The sequence below is a fragment of the Chryseobacterium sp. BIGb0232 genome (genome assembly GCF_024810195.1).
Classification (GTDB): Bacteria; Bacteroidota; Bacteroidia; order Flavobacteriales; family Weeksellaceae; genus Chryseobacterium; species Chryseobacterium pennae.
This window is the reverse complement of sequence record NZ_JANUEH010000005.1, coordinates 264,195-287,569: the sequence shown is the minus strand read 5'-3', so window position 1 is coordinate 287,569 and position 23,375 is coordinate 264,195. Positions and strand designations below refer to the sequence as shown.

Sequence of the window (23,375 nt, the reverse complement as noted above, 5' to 3'; positions counted from 1 at the left end):
TATGCTAAATAGAAAAACAACTTTCTTTCTGTTACTGGTCAACCTGTGTTTTCTTTCTGTGAAAGCACAGGACAGCATCAGCCTCTTTAAGACCATCAATAATCAATATGATACGGAAAGAAGTTTTAAAGATAATTTTTTCAATAATCCGGCTTCAATGTCAGCATACAGTCCTAATTCGTTTTCAGAATTCAGGGTTGGATACCATAACCATGATAAGAAAGTTTACCGTCAGCAATTGGGAAACGGAGACCAAGGTTTAACCGTCGAAGCTAAATCATTTCAAAAGCTAAAACCCAATCGTTATGTATGGGGAAATGCCAGCTATCAAAACCTGAAAACAGGACTTGTAAGGTGGAATGAATCATTGGATTATGATCGTGTAGCTCCTTATACCACCGTAGATTCTGCAGGTGGCAAACTGAATATGGAACGTTATCAGTTTTCTGGCGGATATCTACAGAAATGGAACAAATGGAGCATTGCAGCTCAGATAGGCTATGTTGCTCAAATGGGATTCCGTGCTAAAGACCCGCGACTGAAGAGTACAACCTCTGATCTCAATATCAAAGCAGGGGTGAACTACAAAATGTTCAGGGAATATGAAGTAGGGATATTCGGTGAATTCAGTAAATATACCCAAAACAGTTCTCTTACTTTCCAAAGTTTATTAGGAAGACCTTTTGTATACCAGATGACTGGTTTCGGATTTTCAAACTATCTTTTTAACGGAACAGCCAATCCTAATGTTACTTTTGAGGAATTTGCCTATAAAGGAGGTTTGCAGATCATGAACAAACAAGGAAAAGATTTTTACCTTCAGGCTGTTTTAGGAAAATCGAATAATATTAAAAGTTATGTCAACAGCCCATCGTCCAACTTATTTTATGATCTTTCCGATCTTGAAAATAAAACACTTGAAGTGGAAGGTGCAAAATTTTTCAGTATTAATGAGAAAAACCGTTTCGGATTTTCAGCCAGCTTCAGTTCTTCTGTAAAAACAGGCTATGAATACGGATACTCACTGAATACAGCAAGTTTACAAAAGATCTATAAAAGAAAATCCTACCGTAAGGAAGACTATACCACAGCTGTAAAAGGATTTTATCAGTATAATAAGGAAACCTTCTCTATTACTGCAACTCCGTTTTTCGCATACGAAGAAATCAAAGAAAGAAGACTCTATCCTGCTGCCGGGCAAAAGTTTGTATACTGCTACTTTGGAATCAATGCTGATTACAAACAACAGATCAAAGATAATCAAATACTTACCGTTCAGCCCTATTTCTCCCAAAGGGTGGTTGGAAATAGCGTAAATGCTTTAACGACCTCCGGATATTCATCTGTAGATGCCTGGATGCTGGAAGATCATATTTTCCAGGCCAGTGATATAACAACTTTCGGAGCTTCTGCACGATATGATTTTAAACTTAAAAAACTTCCTGTTTTCTTTATAGGAGTGCAGTATCAATCTCAGAAGATTCAGAAAAAAAACAATAATTTTGCAGGTGCAAGTATAGGGATAACGTTTTAGAGATGAAAAAACTAATATATTGGGGATTAGGTGGAGTAAGTATGATACTATTAAGCTTTACACCAAAGGTAAATCAAAACTTAATGGAACTTCAGGATCCCACGGTTGAAGACATTGTTAAAAGTTATAAAAAAGCAATCTCAGACTGGCCAAAACCCAATATTGACTATGGGGTAAAATGGCAGGAATTCTCACCCATTAAAACAGATTCTACATTTTTTGCGGAACAGGATAAACCCAATATTATCCTCGGAAAAATGTTATTCTTTGATCCTAAATTATCTCAATCCAATCAGATCTCATGCAGTTCATGCCATGACCCTGAAATGGGTTGGTCAGACCGAAGACATGTAGCTTTAGGTAATAACCATCTTCAGGGAAACAGAAATACAATATCTCTTTACAATATTGCAGAAAGAAACCTATTCTTCTGGGATGGAAGAGCAAAAACACTTGAAGAACAGGCTGCCGGTCCTCTTGGAGCTCATCACGAAATGGCGATGGATGTAAAAACATTGCCAGCAAAAATACAGACATTGAAAGGATATAAACTTCTTTTCAAGAATGCTTATGGAGATGAAAAAGTGACCTATGAAAGAATTGTAAAAGCCATCGCTGATTTTCAGAAAACCATCAAAAGCCAGCCAAGCCGCTTTGATAAATTTCTGGAAGGAAAACACAATGCCTTATCCGATGAAGAGATCTATGGAATGCATGTTTTCAGAACAAAAGCACGATGTATGAACTGTCACAGCGGTCAGTATCTTACAGACGAATCTTTTCATAATATCGGCCTTACCTACTATAAAAGAAAATATGAAGATCTGGGATTATATAATATTACCAAGAAAGCCGAAGATGCAGGAAAATTCAAAACACCACAATTAAGAGATCTCATGCTTACCCAGCCATGGATGCACAACGGATTATTCGGAGACCTGGAAGGTGTAGTCAATATGTACAATAGCGGAATGCACATGATAGATCCTTCTCCTGAAACCAAACAGAATGATCCACTTTATCCTGTAACAGACCCTCTGCTAAAACCTTTAAAGCTTACAAAAGAAGAGAAAAAAGCTTTAATTTCCTTCCTGGAAGCCCTTTCAGGAACAAAATATAAAATGAGACGACCTGAATTTCCTACAGAATAAAAAAGGGCTGGCAAATGCCAGCCCTTTTTATGTGGAAGCATGAGTCCGGAAACTCTTAAGGCGTTTAATCACCCGATATTTCTGATCTATTTCAAATTCATAAAAAAGCAATCCAGCAAACTCAACCTTACAACAACCTCCGCTTCCATCTTCCATCTTCCATCTTCTAACTCCCTTTTCTCTTCCTCATCCCAATAAAAAACATTATTTTCGTTTTAAAATCAACACAATATGAAAATAGCTATTTTGGGCGCCGGAAATATGGGACTGTCATTTTCAAAATCATTTTTGAAATATGAACTTATTAAACCGGAAAACCTTCACCTGATTACACGAAGCCAGACTAAAATCTCAAAAATAGCGGAAGAATTTCCCAAATCCAAAACTTCCACCTTTGACGAAGTCACAGAACTTGATGCCGATCTGATTATTATTGCCGTAAAACCACAGGATTTTCAAACGGTTGCTCAGAATTTCAGGTTTACATTAAAGGAAAATCAAATGGTTTTATCTATTATGGCCGGAATTAATATTGAGAAAATTCAAAAGTCACTGAAACATCCCCTGGTTGTAAGAGCAATGCCCAATTCCCCTACCCTTTTAGGAATGGGAATCACAGGCTATACTGCTGCAGACGGTATTTCTTTCAGTCAGCTTATCAACATCGAAAGATTACTGAACAGTACCGGAAGATCGGTTTATTTAGAAGAAGAAAATCTTCTGGATGGTGTTACGGCGCTTTCCGGCAGCGGACCTGCTTATTTCTATTATATTATTGATGCTATGATTAAAGCAGGAGTTGAGATGGGAATTGAAGAAAATCTGTCCAAATTATTTGTAAAACAAACCATGCTGGGAGCCTATCATCTCATTAATAATTCTGAGAAGAACCTTGATGAACTTATCAAAGATGTGGCATCCAAAGGCGGAACTACAGAAGCTGCTTTAAAAACTTTTGAAGAAAACAGTTTCAAGGAAATTCTACAGCAAGGAATTTTAAATGCTGAAAAAAGGGCAAAAGAGCTCAACAGCTAAATCTTTTTTCAAGATATCTGCGAAATAACCACCCTAAATAAACCCCAAATGTATTGAGGAGGATATCGTCTACTTCAAATATTCCCATTCTTGTAAAATACTGAAGAGCTTCCACAATGGTAATAGCCGGAATAAAATTTAAAACGAGGGATTTAAGATCCATGAGCTTAGGGAAGACCCATCCCATAAAACCAAAGGGAATAAACATCACAATATTACCGATCACAATAATGACAATATCTTTCCAGCTCATAGCACCCTGAATAAATTTAATGGTAGAAAACACGGGTTCCACCGTAATCAGGTTATCTTCATACTGAAACCTTCCCATTCCGAGAAACATCAGGTAAAGCAGAAGCAGCGTGTAAGGAGCAATAACAATTTTATATATTTTCTTTAACATCGGATGCTAATATATTCATTTCAAAAACATTAAATTTGTATATTAAAATAATTTAATGAAATACGTTCTGCTAACACTTATTTCAGCAATGCTGCTGTCGGTCTCTTGGCCTACTTATGGAGTCCCGTTTTTTATATTTTTCGCCCTCGTTCCTCTTCTGATGATGGAACATGGAATTTCAAAATTTTCAGACTATAAAAGAAAAAGCTGGATTATCTTCGGACTGTCCTATCTTTGTTTTATCATCTGGAATATTGTCACCACAGGCTGGCTGTATGGTTCTAAGAATCCTGATGGAAGCCACTCTATGATGGCTGTTGTCTTCCCTGTTCTGGTAAATTCACTTTTATATTCTTTGGTTTTTCAATGCTACCATTGGTATAAAAATGCTCAGGGAACCTACTGGGGATTAGGATTTTTGATTGCTATCTGGATGAGTTTTGAAAAATTTCATTTAGGATGGGAACTTACCTGGCCATGGCTGAATTTAGGAAATGTATTTTCAGATTATCCAAAACTGATTCAATGGTATGATACCTTAGGAGCTACCGGTGGAAGTTTCTGGATCTTATTAATCAACGTTCTTATTTTCTATACCATCAGAACCTGGGAAGCAGGAAGAAAGAGAAAAGACCTGATTAAAAACTCGTCAATTATAGCCGCTTTAATCGCTATTCCGATGATCATTTCCATCATTAAATATAACAGCTTTAATGAAAAGCCATCCGGACAGGTGAATGTACTGATGCTTCAACCCGATCTTGATCCTTATACTGAAAAATATTCCAAAGACAGTTTAACGATTGAACAGGATCTTTTGGCTTTGGCAGAAAAAAATTCAACCACAAAAATAGATTACTATATTGCTCCGGAAACTGCTCTTCCCGGCAGAGGCTCTATTTCTGAAACCGGTATTGAAAAAAGTTTGCTTTTAAACAATGTCAAAGAATTTTTATCTAAACATCCGGGATCTGTTTTTGCCACAGGAATCTCTTCCCACCGTTTATTTTTTGACCCTGCAACGCGCCCCAAAGAAGCCTATGAAATTAATCAGGGAGTTTGGGCAGCAAGTTACAACACCGCTATTCAGCTTGCTCCGCAACAAAAGACCCAGGTCTATCACAAAGGAAAACTGGTTCCTGGCGTTGAGATCTTTCCTTATATGAATATTTTAAAACCTCTTTTAGGAGATGCCATGTTGAACTTAGGAGGAACAGTGGCTTCTTTAGGGACAGACAAAGAAAGAATGGCCTTTTCCAACCCTTACAATAAAGGTAAAATGGCACCCATTATCTGCTACGAAAGTATTTATGGAGAGTTTGTTACTGATTATGTAAAAAAGGGAGCTAACTTCCTGGGAATTATGACCAATGACTCATGGTGGGGCGTTACTGAAGGGCACAGACAGCTTTTATCCTACGCCAGACTGAGAGCCATTGAAACCAGAAGAGAAATTGCCCGTGCTGCCAACAGTGGAATTTCAGCGCACATTGATGCAAAAGGTGAAGTGGTAGCTGATACTTTCTATGGTGACCAAACCGCATTATTTGCAAAGATCAACCTTTACGAAGGAATGACATTCTACTCAAGAGCAGGAGATCTTCTTTCAAGATTTTCAATGTTCGCTTTAGGATTTTTATTATTCTATTATCTGATTAAAAGGTTTCAGGCAAAAATAAAGAAAGCATAGTGTTTAAATATCAATCATACTGATATTTATCCTTATACAATATAATCTGCGTTATCTGCAAGATCTGAGAGCTATTAAGCTCTCGCTGATTAAGCTGATAACGCAGATTTTTTTTATTTAAAAACAAATACCACTAATTTCTACATCAATACCCACAAACATCTATGCAAATCTGTGAAATCCGTGGGAAATAAAATACAAACATCTGTGTAATCCACGAGATCTGCGATAAACATTTAAAAACATTTCCTGAAACCAATCCTCCAGCAAATTGCCATAATAAAAAAAGAGAAGCCAGCTGGACGTCTGACTTCTCTCAAGATAGAATAAATGATTCAGTTATTTAATCGTAATTTTTTTGGTGGTTATTTCATTTTTTATCTTCAGTTTTAATAGATATACACCTTTAGGGAGATGAGAAACATCAATAGATTGGTCTCTGTTTAAAATCACATTCACCTTTCTTCCTTCCATTGAGTACATTTCAGCTTCTGAAATCTTCTCACCTTTAATATAAACTTTATCAGAAGTAGGGTTTGGATAAATAACAAAGTCTTTCTCACGATTTATCGTATTTTCTTTGGTTGACAATGTTCCTTGTGTAGAGATATCAGAATACGCCTTTGAAGCATCAATTGATCTTACACTCCAGTATACATTCTGAACAGATGGATCAAGATCCAGGAACCATGAAGGTGTGGTGACGATATATTTGGCAATATCATGCCCCCCCTGTATAGATCCTACTTTAATTTCATATCGTAAAGCATTTGCCGGCGTTTTGTCATCCGTTGCCCCACTCCAAGTAAAATTGAATCGGTTGCCGTTTTTAGTCAGGTTAAGCTGAGTAGGTGCAGTCGGTTTTGCATTCTGCTGTGTAGCATTATTTTTAAAAACCTTTGTGAGTGATGGAATATCAGGGTTCACCCAATCAAATCCACTTAACAGGACATCCAGATGCTGATCATTATTAAAATCAAACAATTGTATCATTCCCGGACCTCCCAAGCTGTGTAAGCCTGTAACAGTTCCTTCATCAAATGACTGGCTTGTTGGGTTATATAAATAAGTCTTTACAACCGCATTATAATTGATATCTCCAGCAACAATAAAGTCATAATACCCGTCATTATTCAGATCTCCAACACTTATTGAAGCCTCAGAAACTTCTGATGGAATCTGCTGGGTTACCAGATTGCCGGTTCCGTCATTCATCAGAACAGCAAAGTAAACATCATCATTAGCATCCTTACCTATAACAACTACATCCTGATAACCGTCAGCGTTAAAATCGGCTGTTTCGATTTTACCTGAAATCAGTGAATCAAGAGCCTGTGTATTCACCAGTGTTCCGTTCTGATTCATATATACTTTGGAAACCGGATCACCATTAATATCTGACCCTATGATAATAAGATCCAAGAGATGATCATTATTAAGATCCACAACCTTAAAGCTTCCGTTCTGAGTTCCATCTGCCCAGTTTTCAATCAGATCAAATCCCTGTCCCGTATTCTTATAGAGATCCAGAGTATTCCTGAAACCTCCGCCGTGAGCATATTGAGTACCATTAATAGCATAGTCTTGTTTTCCGTCATGATTAAAATCAAAAACTTCCATAGATCCGTATATTTTCCCCGGGAGCTCTTCTTCTCTTGTAAAGCCTACTCCAGTGTTCTTAAAACGATAATGCTTGTAGTTCACAATATCCATATAACTCAATCCTGTGGAAATAATATCCATCAATCCATCATTATTATAATCAATGAATTTGATATCTCCCAAATGTGTTACATCTCCACCCAGGTCCGTGTAGGGCTGAAAAGTGGTTCCGGTATTTTGATACACTTCATTATAAGTAGCATCCGGATTCCCGTCTCCATCTGAATCTATGGCTCCATTGACTGCAATATCCAGAGTTCCGTTATTATCCACATCAGCAATATCGGAAGCAGAGAAATAAAAATTATTTATCCCGGTCTGAATCTCCGTAAAATTCTGTGCACATAGTCCCACAGGCAGCATAGACAATAGAATATAAATTCTCTTCATACTTGTTTTTATTTAGATTAATTAAAAACAAAGATAGGGTATTAATTTTCTCTGATTAAAAAAAGCCTGTATGAAATATATCAGCACTGATTTCCTGCGGTATCCCAGAAATTCGGGTATTTTAAAAAATCAATATTTATAATCAGTCACTTATTTATCAAATATTTTCTAAAAGATTTGTCTATCTAAAAAATTCTTCGTTATTTTGCACTCTCAAATATTATACAAATAAGAACATCGAGATATGTCAAGAATTTGCCAAATAACAGGAAAGCGTGCAATGGTTGGTAACAACGTTTCTCACGCTAATAACAAAACGAAGCGTCGTTTTGAAATTAACTTATTAGAGAAGAAGTTTTACCTTCCGGAGCAAGATAAGCACGTTACACTGAAAGTATCAGCTCATGGATTGAGAGTGATTAACAAGATTGGAATCGAGGAAGCTATTGAAAGAGCTACTAGAAACGGATTGATTAAAAAGAATTAATAAATCATGGCAAAAAAAGGAAACAGAGTTCAAGTAATCCTTGAATGTACAGAGCACAAAGAAAGTGGTATGCCAGGAATGTCTAGATACATTTCTACAAAAAATAAAAAGAACACTACAGAGAGATTGGAATTGAAAAAATACAATCCTGTTCTTAAGAGATCTACCCTTCACAAAGAAATTAAGTAATTTTTAAATAATAACTTACCATGGCAAAGAAAGTAGTAGCAACCCTACAAAGCGGTCAATCTAAAAAAATGACTAAAGTGGTGAAAATGGTGAAGTCTCCTAAATCAGGGGCTTACGTTTTCGAAGAAAAAGTAATGAATGCTGATGAAGTAGATGGTTTTTTGAAAAAATAATCAATACTTTATTTACAATATAAAAAACTACTCATAATTTGGGTAGTTTTTTTGTTATCTTTGTTCACCAGATTATTAATCAGTGAAATATGACGAAGTTTCTTGTTCTGATAAGTACAGTTATTTTTCAACTTTCATTCAGTCAGAAAACGATGAACCCATTAGAATATAAAAGTTCTCCTGAAGTTTTCAGCATTCCGGGATTATCACAATCAGTAAGCATTGATTGCGGCACTTCCAAAATGATTTTATTATCTGGTCAGGTTCCGTTGGATTCAAAAGGAAATCTGGTGGGAAACAATGTAGAAGAACAGACTCAGCAGATTTTCAAAAACATTGAAAACATTCTGAAGGAGTATGGAGGTACAGGCAAAGACATTGTCAAGCTGGGTATTTTCGTTACAGACATATCAAAAACCCCATATTTCAGAAAAGTAAGGGATGAGTATATCAATATTCAGAACCCTCCTGTAAGCAGCCTTGTAGAGGTAACCCAACTTTTCAGGAATGATATACTGATAGAAGTGGAAGCCACAGCAGTGATTAAAAACAAAAGATAAGAATAAACTAAAACTATGAGTTGGTTTAAAAATATTTTCAAAAAAGAAGAAAAAGAAACTCTGGATAAAGGATTGGAAAAATCCAGCCAGGGGTTCTTTGAAAAAATGACGAAGGCCGTAGTCGGTAAAAGCAAAGTAGATGATGAAGTTCTGGATAATCTGGAGGAAATACTGATTGCATCTGATGTAGGCGCCTCTACAACCATCAAAATCATAGAAAGAATTGAAGAGCGTGTTGCCCGCGACAAATATGTTGGAGTAGGTGAACTGGATAATATTCTTCGTGAGGAAATTTCAGGACTATTGCTTGAAAACCCTCATGCTGGAACAGGAAATATTGATACTTCAAAAAAGCCATATGTCATTATGGTGGTCGGTGTAAATGGGGTTGGAAAAACAACAACGATTGGAAAACTGGCTCACCAGTTCAAATCTGAAGGTAAAAAAGTAGTTCTTGGAGCAGCAGACACCTTTAGAGCGGCAGCCGTTGACCAGCTTATCATCTGGAGTGAAAGAGTGGGTGTTCCTATTGTAAAACAGGAAATGGGTTCCGATCCGGCTTCAGTAGCGTTTGATACAGTACAAAGTGCTGTAGCTCAAAATGCAGATGTTGTCATCATTGATACTGCAGGAAGACTTCATAATAAGATCAATCTTATGAATGAACTTTCCAAGATCAAAAGAGTAATGCAAAAGGTAATTCCTGATGCTCCGCATGAAATTCTATTGGTGCTTGACGGTTCTACAGGACAAAATGCATTCGAACAGGCAAAACAGTTTACAGCAGCTACTGAAGTGAATGCTTTAGCTGTAACAAAACTAGACGGAACAGCAAAAGGAGGGGTTGTTATCGGCATCTCAGATCAATTCCAGATTCCGGTAAAATATATAGGGGTAGGTGAAAAAATGCAGGATCTGCAACTTTTCAATGGTACGGAATTTGTAGACTCATTCTTCAAGAAAAGATGATTTTCATCATGTTTTCCCTTACATTTAGTAAACAAATCTATTTTAAATATTAATCATTAAAAAATTTGCAACTATGGGAATTATAACATGGATCTTATTCGGTCTTATTGCAGGTGCAATCGCTAAAATGATCATGCCCGGAACTCAGGGAGGAGGCTGGTTAATCACTATTATCCTCGGAATTATAGGCGCATTTGTAGGAGGAGCTATAGGAGTTTACATTCTACACTGGGGAGATGTTACTTCATTCTGGAATCCGAGAAGCTGGATTCTTGCCATCGGAGGAGCTTTAATTGTCCTCTGGATTTACGGAATGGCCACAAAGAAAAGCTAATGTAACGCTGATAAAAAATAAAATCCCGGATCTGAAATTCAGATCCGGGATTTTTGTGTACAATATAATTTAGTTAGTTGTTGATTCTAATCTGATAAGGCATTTCCATTTTTACCTCAGACTGTAATTTTTTGTCTGTAATCTGCTGTAAAATCTCATAATTGGATTTCCCTATTTTATTTTTAATAATTCTTGCAGAAACATCTTCTTCATTAAGATCTTTGAAAATCTGTTCAAATGGAGTTATTCTCTTAGGATAAGATTCCACATAGTAAGACTTCACTCCTGCTTTCTGCGCTGCAAACTTTACAGCATCATTAAGAGTTCCCAATTCATCTACCAAACCGATCTCTTTAGCACGAACACCACTCCATACTCTACCACCACCTACATTGTCAATCTGCTCGAATGTTTTCTTTCTGTTCTGGGTCACGAAGTGTACAAATCTTTTATAAGTTCCCTCTACACTTTTCGTCATCATGTTTACTCCGTAAGGGGTTACTCCGTTTAATCCTGAATAGTACATTGAATTGGCATTGGTCGCAACAACATCAGCACGGATTCCATTTTTGTTTGCGATATCTTTATAATAAGGCAATACTCCGAATACTCCGATAGAACCTGTAAGCGTATTAGGCTCAGAATAAATTTTATCGGCAGCCATCGCTACATAATAACCACCAGAAGCGGCATAATCTCCAAAAGAAACGATCAGTGGCTTTTTCTTTTTCAATTGCTGTAATTCAAATAAAATTTCGTCAGAAGCATTCGCACTCCCTCCCGGAGAATTGATTCTGAATACTACAGCTTTTACCTTATCATCCTCCTGAAGCTTTTTAATGTATTTAACATATTTTTCAGAATGAATATCGTTATACTCATCTCCATTATTAATAGAACCTGATGCATATAATACTGCTACCTTTTCCCCTGACTGATCTTCATCAGCAAAAGAACTGATATAGTTCGTTAAAGAAATCTTATTCAGCTTTTCTTTATCTTTTACATTTAATTTAGTTTTAAGCAAATCCTCATATTCTGACTTCTGGATAAGCTTATCTGCCAGTTTATATTTTAATCCCTGTTCAGGAATCATTCCATATAAACTGTCAACAACAGTTCTGAACTGAGCTGTATCTATTTTTCTAGAGGCAGCCATTTTATAGGAAGTATTTTTCCAAAGGTCATTCAGCAGGGTACTTAGCTGTTCTTTATTTTCCGGCGAAATATCATTTCTTAAAAACGGTTCTACCGCAGACTTAAACTTACCGTGACGGATTACTTCAATTCCGATACCATATTTATCTGCAAAATCTTTAAAGAATGTAACCTCAGTAGAAAGTCCTTTTAATTCAATCCCTCCGGCAGGATGAAGATAGTACTGATCAGCTACTGACCCAAGATAATAAGCAGACTGTGAAACTCCGTTTCCATAAGCGTATACAAATTTTCCGCTTTTTTTGAAATCTTCAATAGCATTTCTAAGATCATCAATTTGAGTTAGTCCTGCATTCAGGTCATCTGTCTCAATACTGATCCCTTTAATATTATCATCCGTTTTAGCTTTATTGATAGCTTCCAAAACATCATACAGAAGAACATTTTTATTCTGGTTGCCAAACCCAAAGAGATCCATTTGCTCTTCAGTAGGGCTGTCTATGATATTGGTCTTTAAATTAATTGTAAGAACCGAATTCTTTTTCACTGTCACAGACTTGTCACTTCCCATAGAACTAAACACAAGCATCATAATGAAAAAGATGAAAAATACAGCGCAAAGTATTATTATAGCTACTATATTTGCCAAAACATTTTTAAAGAAACTTCTCATAAATTCAATCAATTTTCTAATATGTCGCAGCAAAAGGTAGTTTTGTTACTAGGAAGTAACCTTGGAGAGCAAAAAAAAAATATCGAGACAGCTTTGCAAAAAATAAGTGATGCAGGGAATCACATTTCACAGACAAGCGAATTTTTAATGTCTGATCCCGTAGAATTTGCCAGTTCCAATATTTTTTGTAATATTGCAACAATAATATTCACGCATCTTTCACCAATTCAGCTGCTTGATTGCATTAAAAACATTGAGGCTGAAATGGGAAGAATTAATGATTCAAAAGTATCAGGAGGTTACACAGACAGGGTAATAGATATTGACATCATTAAGTATAATGAATTAAACTTTAAATCAGAAAGATTAGAAATCCCTCATAAAAAACATCTTTTTGAAAGGGATTTTTCAAGAGTGTTATTAAAAGATTTTATTTAAAACATAAAACATATTGTATGAAATTAGGTTTATTATTATTGGCTACAACCTTGCCAATTGCAGCTTTCGCTCAGAATAGCAGTACTACAGTAAACACTTCTACTGAGTATCCTAATACCTTTTCCTCAGGTTCCGCGAATGTACAGACGTTTGACAACAAAGCCAGACGTTTCAGAGACTGGTCGATTTCTGTTGGAGGAGGTTCTGCATTTATGGTTCATTCTGCACTGAAATCTCTCCGTTCAGATAAAACCAATTGGGGATATAATGCTTATATAAGCATTGACAAACAAATCTCTCACACTTTTGGTTTAAACCTTATGTATACCAGAGGTGAGACTAAACAAACAGGTCAACTTCCAGGAGCACCTGGAGTAGCAGCTGGAGTAGCTACCGGAACCACTCAGTTTGACCAATTAGCAATAATGGGAGATATTAACTTTTCTAACCTATTAAGAAGAGTAGATAATCATTCCCCATACAGATGGGCTTTACATGGTTATGGAGGAATTGGACTTCAGGGGTACAGGACTTCTTTACATGACAATGACCGAAACAGATGGAGTGACAACCCTAAAAGGACTCCTTTATTTGTGAAACAAGATCTTGATATTAATTCTGTATTCTATCAGGCAGGGTTAGGATTAAAATATAACGTATCTCCACTTATTGATGTTGAAGCCAGAACAATGTATATCATTAGTGGTGAGCAGTCATTTGACGGAAGTGGATATAATAATTCCAGCTACGATCCTAAGGCTCCTACAGAATCTGGATATAGATATACAATACTTAACAACAGAAGATCTTACAATGCTTGGACAGTATCTTTAGGGGTATCTTTCAAATTAGGAAAACATCTTTCTCATTTAGCATGGCATGATCCGCTTCAGGAAGCTTATTATAAAACCAATGTTTTAGAAAATGCAACGACAGATCTTGTTGTTTGTGAAAAAGGAGATCAGGATAATGATGGAGTATGTGATGATTGGGATAGACAACTTGATACACCTGCTGGAGCGAGAGTAGATGGTGCAGGTGTTGCCTTAGATATGGATCTTGACGGTGTTATAGACTTATATGATAAGTGTGTAACAGTTCCTGGACCAGCTGAAAACAATGGATGCCCAATTAAAAAATAGAAAATCTAATAACCTGTTTTTCAAAAACAAAATAAATAATACACGATGAAATTAAGTTTAGCAATTGTTGCATTAGCATTGACGATCCCTACCGTCAGCTATGCACAGGATTCATCAGTAGCAACAGATGGAAAGTATCCTAATACTTTTTCTTCAGGTTCTGCCAATGTATCCCCATTTACCAACCAATCAAAAAGATTCAATGACTGGTCTATTTCAGTAGGAGCTGGAGTTCCACTGATGCAATCAGCAGATTTAACATCTATCAAAAACGGTAATGGTAAAAATCTTTTTGGATATTCAGCATATGTAAGTATAGATAAAGCGATTACTCATGCATTTGGGATCAACTTACAGTATGACAGAGGTGAAACAAGACAAGGATGGTTCAATACCAAAGATTCTGCCCCAGATGCAAGAGCAGTAGGAGCAAGAACTCAGTATGATGCAATCTCAGTATTGGGAGATATTAACTTCTCTAATCTTTTGAGAAGAGTGGATAATCATTCCACTTACAGATGGGCTCTTCACGGATATGCCGGTGTAGGTACTATTGCTTACAAAGCATATCAGAAAGATGCTAATGGACAAAGATTGATGACTGAAGTAAAACCATTCAAACTAGGCTCAATGTTTATGCAGGCTGGTACAGGTTTGAAATTTAAGGTGAACAGAAGAGTTGATATTGAAGGAAGATTAATGTATGTAATGACAGGTGATGATACCTTTGATGGTGGAGGTGATCCATATAGTGAAGTTAATAGACGTTCTTCACAGGTTTCTGATAACTTCTTCAATGCAACTTTAGGTCTTTCTTTCAAATTAGGAAAACACGAATCTCACTTAATGTGGCATGATCCACTTCAGGAAATCTACTACAAGCTTGATGTCTTAGCTAACAAAAATCAGGATATCGAAGTTTGTAAAAAAGGAGATGCTGATAATGATGGAGTATGTGACGATTGGGACAGACAACTTGATACTCCTGCAGGAGCGAGAGTAGACGGTGCCGGTGTTGCTCTTGATACAGACCTTGATGGTGTAATTGATCTTTACGATAAATGTGTAACAGTTCCAGGACCAGTTGAAAACAACGGTTGTCCTGTGAAAAAAGACAATAATCAAACTGCTGTAGAAGTAGAAAAAACTCTTAAGGATATCTACTTTAACTTTAATAAAGCGACTATCAGACCTGAATCTAACAGTAAACTAGACCTTGCTGCGTCAATTATCAAAGAGAACGGAGGAAACTACTTACTAACAGGGCATACTGATATTAAAGGCAACGCAGCCTACAACCTGAGACTGTCTAAAGAAAGAGCTGCTGCTGTAGTAGGAGCTTTGGAAAACAGAGGAGTAAGTGATAATGTACTGAAATCAAAAGGAGTAGGTTCAGCAGAAGCAACGATACCAGCTTCCGCTTCTGATGCCGAAAGATTAGCAGACAGAAAAGTTACAGTAAAATTTATAGAAAGTTCTGAATGGAATTCCATTACAAAGAAAGACTATGAAGATGCTCCTGTAAAAAAACCAATAAAGAAAAAAGCAGTTTCTAAAAAGAAGAAAAAGTAATTTCTTACAATATGAATAAACCGAAAAGAACATTCTTTTCGGTTTATTTTTTTCTACTACGAAATATTTTACCTACCTTTATATCATTTTAGGGACAATAGGTACAAAATCCTCAAGATACACCCACTATTATTCAGAAAAAAATAAAACTAAAATCACTTTTTAGCGTAAAAAAATCATTTAAAATAACTTAACTAAAAAAATAACACTATGAAATTAAGTTTAGCAATTGTTGCATTAGCTTTGGCACTTCCCACTGCTATTTACGCACAAGACTCAACGGCAGTTTCAAAAGGAGAGTATCCTAATACGTTCTCGTCAGGGTCTGCCAATGTTTCCCCATTCACCAATCAATCAAAAAGATTTAATGACTGGTCTATCTCTGCGGGAGTTGGTGTTCCACTAATGCAATCAGCAGATTTAACATCTATCAAAAACGGTAATGGTAAGAACCTTTTTGGATATTCAGCGTATATCAGTATTGATAAAGCGATTACCCATGCATTTGGGATCAACTTACAGTATGACAGAGGTGAAACAAGACAAGGATGGTTCAATACCAAAGATTCTGCCCCAGATGCAAGAGCTGTAGGAGCAAGAACTCAATATGATGCAATATCAGTATTGGGAGATATTAACTTCTCTAATCTTTTGAGAAGAGTTGATAACCATTCTCCTTACAGATGGGCTCTTCACGGATATGCTGGAGTAGGTACTATTGCTTACAAAGCATATCAGAAAGATATCAATGGACAGAGATTGATGACTGAAGTAAAGCCTTTCAAATTAGGATCTATGTTCATGCAGGCTGGTACAGGTCTAAAATTCAAAGTGAACAGAAGAGTTGATATTGAAGGAAGATTAATGTATGTAATGACAGGTGACGATACCTTTGATGGTGGAGGTGATCCATATAGTGAAGTCAATAGACATTCATCACAGGTTTCTGATAACTTCTTCAATGCAACTTTAGGTCTTTCTGTAAAATTAGGAAAACACGAATCTCACTTAATGTGGCATGATCCACTTCAGGAAATCTACTACAAGCTTGATGTCTTAGCTAACAAAAATCAGGATATCGAAGTTTGTAAAAAAGGAGATGCTGATAATGATGGAGTATGTGACGATTGGGACAGACAACTTGATACTCCTGCAGGAGCGAGAGTAGACGGTGCCGGTGTTGCTCTTGATACAGACCTTGATGGTGTAATTGATCTTTACGATAAATGTGTAACAGTTCCAGGACCGGTTGAAAACAATGGTTGCCCTACGACAACTACAGGACCTGTAGTGGAAACAGAAACTAAACTGGAAGGAATTGAATTTGATTTAAATTCTGACAGAATTCTACCTTCAAACACTCCTATCTTAAATAACGCTGTAAACTATATCAATTCTTCAAATGGTGCTTACAATGTTGTAGGAGCTACAGATACAAGAGGTACTGATGCTTACAACCAGAAATTATCTCAAAGAAGAGCTAACAACGTTAAGAATTATCTGATCAAAAGCGGAGTTCAGTCTGGTAAATTAAACGCAGTAGGTAAAGGTGAAAAAGACCTTAAATATCCTGAGTGCGAACCAGCTACGAAGTGCCCTGAATGGAAAAACAGAGCCAACAGAAGAGTATACTTCGAAGCAAAATAATAAACTTATTAAGTTACTATATAAAAGTCACGCACTGCGTGGCTTTTTTTGTCCTGATACTTTCCTTATTTTTACATCATGATTTCTCCGCAGGATTTTCAAAAGCTAAAATATGATACTCTTAAGTATTTCTGGGGCTACACCGGCTTCAGAGATTCTCAGGAAGAAATAATCAATGCTGTTATTAATGAAAAAGATACGCTGGTACTGCTTCCAACAGGTGCCGGAAAATCATTATGCTATCAGCTTCCGGCTTTATTAAAAGAAGGAACCTGCGTAGTAATTTCTCCTTTGCTGGCTTTAATGAAAGATCAGGTGAATCAGCTTAAATTCCGTGGTATAGAAGCAGAATATCTATCTTCTGAACTTGATGAGTATGATGCTGAGACTATTTACAACCGTTGTAAAGAAGGTCTTACCAAACTCCTTTATGTATCTCCGGAAAGATTAACCAATCTTCAGTTTCTGCAAAATATTGAAGAAATTGAATTATCATTCATTGCCGTTGATGAAGCACACTGTATTTCTGAATGGGGACAGGATTTCCGTCCGAGTTATCAGAATATTAAAGGCTTCAGAAATAATCATCCGGAAATTCCATGTTTAGCATTAACGGCTACAGCAACACCAAAGGTACTGGAAGAGATCAAAAACAAACTTGAACTAAGAAACCCTTCTGTTTTTCAGAAGAGTTTTAAAAGAAATAATATTAAAATCTTCACAGAAGAAGTTTCTGATAAATTCCAGCGGGTTCTAGATATTTTGAAATACAATACAGATTCAGGAATCGTATATGTAAGAACCAGAAAGGAAGCAGAACTCCTCGCAGAATTCTTAAAGAAAAATCAGCTGAATAATGTAGATTATTATCATGCGGGTTTAACAACAAAAGAAAAAAATACAAGGCAAAATACCTGGAACAATAGTGACAATCAGGTCTTAATTTCTACCAATGCTTTTGGAATGGGTATTGACAAGGATAATGTCCGCTTTGTTCTCCATTACTCTCCTGCAGCCTCGCTTGAAAATTATTATCAGGAAATAGGAAGAGCGGGAAGAGATGACCAAGAAAGTTTTGCATTTATGCTTTGGAACAAACAGGAACTTTTGAATTTTGATCAAATCCTGAAAAATCAGACTCCTAACAAAGCAGAATTTCTGAAAATCATCAGCTACCTCTACTCTATTTTCCAGGTAGCAGAATTCGAATTACCAGAGAAAACATTCCAGCTGAATACAGCCGGCATACAAAACTTCACAAGGTTATCAAAAGCCAAGATCAATAACGTTCTCAATTTCCTCCATAACCAGGAAATCATTTATTACAATGACAATAAGAGCCTATCATCTCTGGAGCTTTTTATTAAATCTGATGAAATAGATCAGCTGCCCCAAAAAGATGCTTATTTCATAGAGCTTCTTCTCCGTAGCATGTCCGGAATTACTACACATAAAGTACTGTTCAGTGAGCAGCAGGTCAGCAATAAAATTCAGGTCAGCGTTCCTTTGATCAAAGAACGTTTAAAAGAACTTCAACAGAAAAACTATCTTGAATACATAGACGGAGCCCTATCAAGCATAAAGTTTCTGAAACCCCGTGATGAAAGAGCTGTGAATAGCACTTATTGGAAGCTTTTTGAACATATTCAGAGAAACAAAATCCAGAAATGGGAAGAGATGAAGTTCTATTCAGAGGATAAAGACTATTGTAAAATGAAGCTTATCCTTGCTTATTTCGGAGAAAAAAATTCAAAGAACTGCGGCCAGTGCTCTGTATGTGAAAAGAACAAACAATCTATTTTTGGAAAAAATATTTCCCAGCAGATCATTAATTTACTGGCAAAAAGATCAGCAACTATAGAGGAATTGTCTGTACAGTTAAGCTATCATTCCAAAGAAAGTATACTGGAAAACTTAATTTTTCTATTAGACTCCGGGAAGGTAAAAATGCTGAATTTCAGAACGTATGCACTGAATCATGAGTAGTAAGACATAAAGAAGCAAGAGCAGGATTTAAATTTTAATTTAAAATTTTAGAAAAAACATTTTCTCTTCTCTCAACTCTTATACACTGCCCACTCTCAAAGCAAAAACTTATCTTTGCAGTATGAAATCATTGAAAGTCGTTTTTTTAGGTACTCCTGAGTTTGCAAAAACTTCTTTGGAGGCTATTCATCAATCTCATCATCAGGTAGTAGGCGTGGTAACTGTTACAGATAAAGCAAGCGGACGTGGTCAGAAAATCAATCAGTCCCCTGTAAAAGTGTATGCTTCAGAAAATAACATTCCTGTTTTTCAACCGGAAAAATTAAGAAATAATGAATTTTTAGAAGAGCTAAGAAAGCTTGATGCTGATGTTTTTGTTGTGGTAGCATTCAGAATGATGCCTAAAATTCTTTTTGAGATGCCAAAAATGGGGACATTCAATCTTCATGCTTCTCTTCTTCCTGATTACAGAGGAGCGGCTCCTATCAATTATGCTGTCATCAATGGTGAAGAAAAAACAGGGGCAACAACTTTCTTTATCAATGAAAAAATTGACGAGGGGAATACCCTTCTTCAGGAGGAAATTGAAGTTTTACCTGACGAAAATGCAGGCCATCTTCATGACAGATTAATGGAAATGGGTTCAAAATTAGTGGTAAAAACCTTGGATGGATTAGCCGAAAATACCATCGAAGAAACCCCTCAGCCACAGGTTGAGCATCCTAAAAATGCCTATAAAATATTTAAAGAAGATACCAGAATCAACTGGGAATTACCTTCAAAAACGGTACATCAATTCATCCTTGGAATGTCTCCATACCCTGCTGCCTTCACTACTTTGAAAATTGGCGAAGAAGAAAAGGGATTAAAAATATTTAGTGGAAAATTTGAAATTTCCAATCATGGTAAATCTGCCGGAACATTGGATATTTCTAAAAATGAATTTAAAATCTATACTCAGGACGGAGTTTATTTTCCCATGGAGCTTCAGTTAGAAGGTAAAAAAAGAATGACGGTAAAGGATTTACTGAATGGGTTCAGAAATTTTGACGAAATAACACTGTAGTTTAAATACAGATAAATTTTAATCATAAATAAAAGTCACAACAGATATTATTTTGTTGTGACTTTTATTTTTAAACGATTAAGGATAGTTAAGTAAAAAAACTCATTATCAACTTCACTAAGCCTTTCCTACAATTTTTTTACGAAGCCTGCTCAGAGATTCAGGGGTTACCCCAAGATAAGCAGCAATCTGAATATTCGTAAGACGATGAACCGTTTGGGGATATTTTATTAAAAATTCAATATAGCGTTCTTCCGAAGATTTGCTCAAATTATCAATAATTCTGCGTTGTAAAGCGATAATTGAACTCTGAAACTTGAGCCTCATTAATCTTTCCACTTCCGGCATTTCATGATACAGTTTTTCTTTATCCTTTTTTGAAATCAAAAGAATTTCACTGTCTTCAAGCGCCTGAATGGTAAGTTTGGATGGAATTCTGTTGATAAAACTGTCTATATCTGAGATCCACCAGTTTTCAATAGCAAAATATAATATTTGTTCCGCAGCATTTCGATCGGTATGAAAAACCTTAAAACATCCTTTCACTACAAATCCTTCAAAATCACAGATACTTCCTTCCACTAGCAAAAGTTCTTTCTTCTTTACTTTCTGAAGCATAAAAGCATTACAATATTTTTCCAGCTTTTCATCTGAAATATCTACATACTCCCGGATATGTTTTTTTAGAGACTCCATCATGGTTTAAAAATAAAAAAAGGTTTAGAAAAATCCTAAACCTTTTATTTCATATGGTAAAAAATCATTTAAAGTGAAGCAAATTCACTATTGATTCTTTCTTTTTATAGTTTTACCAACTCAGTAACTTCTACATCATATCCTCCCACCTGAGGTTTGATATTAGGATTTTGAGTGATTACTTTAAACTTATTGATTCCTAAATTCTTTAAGATCTGCGTTCCAATACCATAATCTCTATAGTTATATGCTAAAGTAGGGTGCTGCTCCTGTCCGTCCTGATAATTCAGGAACTGCTGAAGTTTTCTTAATGTATTTTCAGAATTTGAAACGTTGTTGATGAAAATGATTGCTCCCTTTCCTGCCTCGTTCACCATGTTGGTAACTTTTTCCAGTAAAGGTTTTTCCCCATTATTTAATCTTGTCAATACATCAAAATAAGAGTCTGAAGACTGTACTCTCACCAAAACCGGCTCATCTACTGTCCATGCTCCTTTTGTCAATGCAAAGTGGATTTGATCGTTAGAAGTCTCTCTGAATGCATAAAAGTCAAACTCTCCATAGTGTGTTTTTACTTTTTTCTCTTCCAGTCTTTCTACAAGGTTTCCTTTTTTAAGCTGATAGTGAATAAGATCTTCAATAGAAACAATCTTCATATCATGCTTCTGAGCAAATGCGTGAAGCTCAGGTAAACGGGACATTGTACCGTCTTCGTTCATGATTTCACAGATTACTCCACCTTCCTTTAAACCTGCTAAATGGGTAAGATCAATGGCTGCTTCAGTATGTCCGGCTCTTTTCAAAACACCTCCTTTTCTTGCACGAAGCGGGAAAATGTGGCCAGGTCTCATGAAATCTGTAGGTTTGGATTTTTCATCCATCAAAGCTAAAATCGTTTTTGCTCTGTCTCCTGCAGAAATACCTGTAGAAGTTCCGTTTCCTAAAAGGTCAACAGATACGGTAAAAGCAGTTTCTTTAGGGTCGCTGCTTCTGCTTACCATTACTTCAAGCCCAAGTTCATCACATCTTTTTTCAGGAAGCGGCATACAAATTAACCCTCTTCCGTGAAGCGCCATGAAATTAATAATTTCCGGTGTTGTTAGTTCTGCTGCGCAAAGAAAATCTCCTTCATTCTCTCTGTCTTCATCATCTACTACTATGATTATTTTCCCATTTCTAAGGTCTTCAATGGCCTCCGGAATAGTATTTAATTTAATATCAGACATTTTTACTTTTTATTTGTGTGCAAAGATACTCATAAAAATAAGCATCTGCCAATTTATATGAATGGTTTATTACGCTTTGGATAAAGAGTTCACGGCTTCTCTGATAATCTCGTAAGATCTTAATCTTTTCTGATGATCGTAAATATGAGAATTGATCATCAGTTCATCTACATTGAATTTTTCCTGGAAGTCTTTAAGCTTCTCCTTAATTTCAGTCTGATCTCCGATAAACGTATATCTCAGCTTCTGTAAAACCATTGATTTCTCCATAGGTGACCAGATCTCATCCATATCATCTACCGGCGGAGCAAAAGGCTTTCTGTCATTTCTCACAATATTGATAAACGCCTGAAACAAAGTCGTGGAAATTTTGTGTGCTTCCTCAGAGGTTTCTGCTGCTACTCCATTGACACAGGCAATAATATAAGGTTTATCCGAATATTCTGAAGGTTGAAAATGTTCTCTGTAAATTTTAAAAGCCATTTCCATCTGTTCAGGAGCAAAATGTCCAGCAAAAGCATAAGGTAGCCCCAGTTCTGCGGCCAGCCATGCACTGTCTGTACTGGATCCTAAAATATAAAGCGGAATATCTAATCCTTCCCCTGGAATAGCACGCACCATTGCATCAGCATTTTCTTTGGAAAAGTATCTTTGAAGTTCCAGAATCTGTCTTGGAAACTGCTCGTTGATGATCGCGGGATTTCTCCCCAATGCCTGAGCGGTCAACCCATCAGTTCCGGGAGCCCTACCCAATCCAAGATCAATTCTTCCCGGAAAAAGTGATTCCAGTGTTCCAAATTGTTCTGCAATGATTAACGAACTGTGATTCGGAAGCATAATTCCACCTGATCCTACTCTGATCGTTTTTGTTCCATTGGCAATAAAACCAATTAAAACAGAGGTTGCTGAACTGGCAATACTTTCCATATTATGATGTTCCGCCAGCCAGAATCTTTTATAGCCTAAACTTTCTGCGTAATTGGCTAAGGACAAACTGTCCTGAAAAGTATCATGAATGCTTTTCCCTTGCTTTACCGGTGCAAGGTCTAAAACAGAAATTTCAAAATTTTTCATATTGAGATGTTATTTTTTAAAGGTGACATAGAAGAATCTCCTTTTTTAAACCATACAAATTTAAAACATCTGAACTGCATTAGTTACTTTTTGTAATTAATAGGATCTATTGATAAGTTC

General features: G+C 36.3%; 22 protein-coding genes. 16 read left to right on the top strand and 6 right to left on the bottom strand.

Features of this window, described 5'->3' with window-relative positions; all coding sequences use genetic code 11:
- The first annotated feature begins 1 nt into the window (after position 1).
- The 3 genes from M2372_RS14535 (at position 2) to proC (ending at position 3,720) form a co-directional block, all read left to right on the top strand.
- Positions 2–1,534, top strand: coding sequence for a DUF6850 family outer membrane beta-barrel protein (locus M2372_RS14535; RefSeq protein WP_123320659.1), 1,533 nt, complete (start codon positions 2–4; stop codon positions 1,532–1,534).
- Positions 1,535–1,536: 2 nt separating this feature from the next.
- A complete protein-coding gene (locus tag M2372_RS14530; RefSeq protein ID WP_123320660.1) occupies positions 1,537–2,685 on the top strand; it encodes a cytochrome-c peroxidase in 1,149 nt (382 codons plus the stop codon).
- Positions 2,686–2,916: 231 nt separating this feature from the next.
- On the top strand, positions 2,917–3,720 hold the full coding sequence (proC, locus tag M2372_RS14525) for a pyrroline-5-carboxylate reductase (protein ID WP_115968698.1): 804 nt from the start codon (positions 2,917–2,919) through the stop codon (positions 3,718–3,720).
- On the opposite strand, the gene M2372_RS14520 is transcribed toward proC, so the two are convergent.
- Positions 3,710–4,123, bottom strand: a complete 414-nt coding sequence (locus tag M2372_RS14520) for a VanZ family protein (RefSeq protein WP_123320661.1) — start codon at positions 4,121–4,123, stop codon at positions 3,710–3,712. The two genes, proC and M2372_RS14520, sit on opposite strands and share 11 nt — an antisense overlap.
- A gap of 55 nt (positions 4,124–4,178) precedes the next feature.
- Between M2372_RS14520 and lnt the strand changes: the two genes are divergently transcribed.
- Entirely contained in the window at positions 4,179–5,813 is a 1,635-nt protein-coding gene (gene lnt / locus M2372_RS14515) for an apolipoprotein N-acyltransferase (RefSeq protein ID WP_123320662.1), read from the top strand.
- 339 nt (positions 5,814–6,152) lie between these two features.
- On the opposite strand, the gene M2372_RS14510 is transcribed toward lnt, so the two are convergent.
- Positions 6,153–7,865, bottom strand: coding sequence for a T9SS type A sorting domain-containing protein (locus M2372_RS14510; RefSeq protein ID WP_228455766.1), 1,713 nt, complete (start codon positions 7,863–7,865; stop codon positions 6,153–6,155).
- Positions 7,866–8,109: 244 nt separating this feature from the next.
- Here M2372_RS14510 and rpmB point away from each other — a divergent pair, with 244 nt between their 5' ends.
- The 6 genes from rpmB (at position 8,110) to M2372_RS14480 (ending at position 10,577) form a co-directional block, all read left to right on the top strand.
- Positions 8,110–8,352: a 50S ribosomal protein L28 gene (gene rpmB / locus M2372_RS14505; protein ID WP_002976757.1), complete on the top strand. Its 243-nt coding sequence runs from the start codon at positions 8,110–8,112 to the stop codon at positions 8,350–8,352.
- Between the two features lie 6 nt (positions 8,353–8,358).
- A complete protein-coding gene (gene rpmG, locus M2372_RS14500) occupies positions 8,359–8,541 on the top strand; it encodes a 50S ribosomal protein L33 (RefSeq protein ID WP_027373683.1) in 183 nt (60 codons plus the stop codon).
- 20 nt (positions 8,542–8,561) lie between these two features.
- Positions 8,562–8,714 (top strand): DUF4295 domain-containing protein, encoded by a 153-nt coding sequence (locus tag M2372_RS14495; protein ID WP_115968692.1) that lies wholly within the window; start codon positions 8,562–8,564, stop codon positions 8,712–8,714.
- Positions 8,715–8,803: 89 nt separating this feature from the next.
- A complete protein-coding gene (locus M2372_RS14490; protein WP_123320663.1) occupies positions 8,804–9,274 on the top strand; it encodes a RidA family protein in 471 nt (156 codons plus the stop codon).
- Positions 9,275–9,289: 15 nt separating this feature from the next.
- Complete coding sequence (ftsY, locus tag M2372_RS14485) at positions 9,290–10,243, top strand: signal recognition particle-docking protein FtsY (RefSeq protein ID WP_115968689.1); 954 nt, start codon at positions 9,290–9,292, stop codon at positions 10,241–10,243.
- 73 nt (positions 10,244–10,316) lie between these two features.
- Complete coding sequence (locus M2372_RS14480; RefSeq protein WP_115968688.1) at positions 10,317–10,577, top strand: GlsB/YeaQ/YmgE family stress response membrane protein; 261 nt, start codon at positions 10,317–10,319, stop codon at positions 10,575–10,577.
- Positions 10,578–10,650: 73 nt separating this feature from the next.
- Here the strand turns inward: M2372_RS14480 and sppA are convergent, their stop codons facing one another.
- A complete protein-coding gene (sppA, locus tag M2372_RS14475) occupies positions 10,651–12,408 on the bottom strand; it encodes a signal peptide peptidase SppA (RefSeq protein WP_123320664.1) in 1,758 nt (585 codons plus the stop codon).
- Positions 12,409–12,429: 21 nt separating this feature from the next.
- Between sppA and folK the strand changes: the two genes are divergently transcribed.
- The 6 genes from folK (at position 12,430) to fmt (ending at position 20,259) form a co-directional block, all read left to right on the top strand.
- Positions 12,430–12,846, top strand: coding sequence for a 2-amino-4-hydroxy-6-hydroxymethyldihydropteridine diphosphokinase (gene folK / locus M2372_RS14470; protein ID WP_115968685.1), 417 nt, complete (start codon positions 12,430–12,432; stop codon positions 12,844–12,846).
- 17 nt (positions 12,847–12,863) lie between these two features.
- A complete protein-coding gene (locus M2372_RS14465) occupies positions 12,864–13,988 on the top strand; it encodes an OmpA family protein (protein WP_123320665.1) in 1,125 nt (374 codons plus the stop codon).
- 45 nt (positions 13,989–14,033) lie between these two features.
- Positions 14,034–15,560, top strand: a complete 1,527-nt coding sequence (locus M2372_RS14460) for an OmpA family protein (RefSeq protein WP_123320666.1) — start codon at positions 14,034–14,036, stop codon at positions 15,558–15,560.
- Positions 15,561–15,770: 210 nt separating this feature from the next.
- The gene (locus M2372_RS14455; RefSeq protein ID WP_115973679.1) at positions 15,771–17,207 is read left to right on the top strand and encodes an OmpA family protein; all 1,437 of its coding nucleotides are present in this window, start codon (positions 15,771–15,773) and stop codon (positions 17,205–17,207) included.
- 78 nt (positions 17,208–17,285) lie between these two features.
- Positions 17,286–19,193, top strand: a complete 1,908-nt coding sequence (locus M2372_RS14450) for an ATP-dependent DNA helicase RecQ (RefSeq protein ID WP_123320667.1) — start codon at positions 17,286–17,288, stop codon at positions 19,191–19,193.
- Between the two features lie 121 nt (positions 19,194–19,314).
- On the top strand, positions 19,315–20,259 hold the full coding sequence (fmt, locus tag M2372_RS14445) for a methionyl-tRNA formyltransferase (protein ID WP_123320668.1): 945 nt from the start codon (positions 19,315–19,317) through the stop codon (positions 20,257–20,259).
- A gap of 117 nt (positions 20,260–20,376) precedes the next feature.
- On the opposite strand, the gene M2372_RS14440 is transcribed toward fmt, so the two are convergent.
- From M2372_RS14440 to M2372_RS14430, 3 genes are all read right to left on the bottom strand, one after another.
- A complete protein-coding gene (locus tag M2372_RS14440; protein ID WP_123320669.1) occupies positions 20,377–20,958 on the bottom strand; it encodes a Crp/Fnr family transcriptional regulator in 582 nt (193 codons plus the stop codon).
- A gap of 101 nt (positions 20,959–21,059) precedes the next feature.
- On the bottom strand, positions 21,060–22,181 hold the full coding sequence (gene ribB, locus M2372_RS14435; protein ID WP_123320670.1) for a 3,4-dihydroxy-2-butanone-4-phosphate synthase: 1,122 nt from the start codon (positions 22,179–22,181) through the stop codon (positions 21,060–21,062).
- 69 nt (positions 22,182–22,250) lie between these two features.
- Complete coding sequence (locus M2372_RS14430) at positions 22,251–23,255, bottom strand: LLM class flavin-dependent oxidoreductase (protein WP_123320671.1); 1,005 nt, start codon at positions 23,253–23,255, stop codon at positions 22,251–22,253.
- Between the last annotated feature and the right edge of the window lie 120 nt (positions 23,256–23,375).